Annotated in this window: 2 protein-coding genes; one reads left to right on the forward strand and one right to left on the reverse strand. The window is 43.3% G+C overall.

Annotated elements, in window-relative coordinates; all coding sequences use genetic code 11:
• The coding region (locus KDK17_RS12440) for a WD40 repeat domain-containing protein (RefSeq protein ID WP_257254415.1) at window positions 1-741 on the reverse strand (741 nt) is incomplete at its 3' end.
• Window positions 742-854: 113 nt separating this feature from the next.
• Here KDK17_RS12440 and KDK17_RS12445 point away from each other — a divergent pair.
• Window positions 855-1097, forward strand: coding sequence for a hypothetical protein (locus tag KDK17_RS12445; RefSeq protein WP_257288196.1), 243 nt, complete (start codon window positions 855-857; stop codon window positions 1095-1097).
• Window positions 1098-1139: the final 42 nt, after the last annotated feature.

Raw genomic sequence — 1139 nt, forward strand, 5'->3', positions numbered from 1 at the left:
CAGAGCATAAATTTTTGCGGTTTTATCGTTACTTGCGGTCACCACATGGCGGCCACTGGCACTGAAGGTGGCCTCATTGATACTGTTATCATGGGAAATAGTGGCTTTTACTGTCCATGATTCACAGCAATAGATTTTCAACGTTTTATTGTCACTGACGATCAAAATATGGCGACTATCGAGGCCGAAGCTTGCCAATTTCTTTGTAGCAGTGGTGTGCAAGTTCCGTGTAGCAAAGATGGGGAGAGTGGCTTTTGTCTCCAATTTAAATGTTTTACATTCAGACATCAGTTTAGTGATAGAGGAAAAGAACAGCGCAGGAAAATAAACACTCGTTTGGCAATCCATGATTGACTTGATTAATGCCTCATCCTTTGTAAAGCGCCTCAACCAATCCTCGAGTTGATCTTTATCTTTTGCAGTGACGATTGTCTCCATCAGAGCCTGCTGTGATGAAGGAAATTGGCGATACCAGGCCCTTGCTATTGAAGTATCGTTTTTGATTGTACTGTTCATGTATGAATTTACCCGTGTTAAACGGGTAATATCATGAGCCTGCAAATAGGAATAAATTTTGGATTGTATTTCCAGTGGTAAATCGAGCAATAATGAAAGCTCTTTCTTGTCACGCACAATGACGTTCCTGCCCATAGCGGTACCACTGGTTCTTTCTGATCGAGCTTGATCCGGTGTTGATGGGAGTGAACCACCAAAGCAGGAAAGGTTTCTTATTAAATTCATAGTTTGTTTTTCAATCGTTATTATTTCACTTTGGTGAGCAGGGATATTCAAAATTGATTCTGTAAGATAGACTCTGTTTTAGCTTAAAAGTTCACGACATTCCCGATGCCCTGATGCGCTCAAGTTATTTTGCCGGGCAGGTGATGCGTAAGAATGGTGCCGGACTGACAGGGGCGCAGAAACAGGCCCGGGAGCGCATGAGGTCATTGAGCTGGAACGGTGCCAGTATTGTCGCCGCCAATACCGTCCGGGAAGGGGCAGCACAGCGTCAGGATAGTTTGAGGACAGGTTTGATGAACCTTGGCAGAAGCGCACAGGGTCAGGGGTTAAAAACAGTTCGCAGTAATCTATTATAATCTAAAACTATCTAATACAATCTCAAGAATGGATAAGAGATT

Origin of the sequence: Endozoicomonas sp. SESOKO2 (assembly GCF_024606245.1) — a bacterium.
Taxonomy (GTDB): Bacteria; Pseudomonadota; Gammaproteobacteria; order Pseudomonadales; family Endozoicomonadaceae; genus Endozoicomonas_A.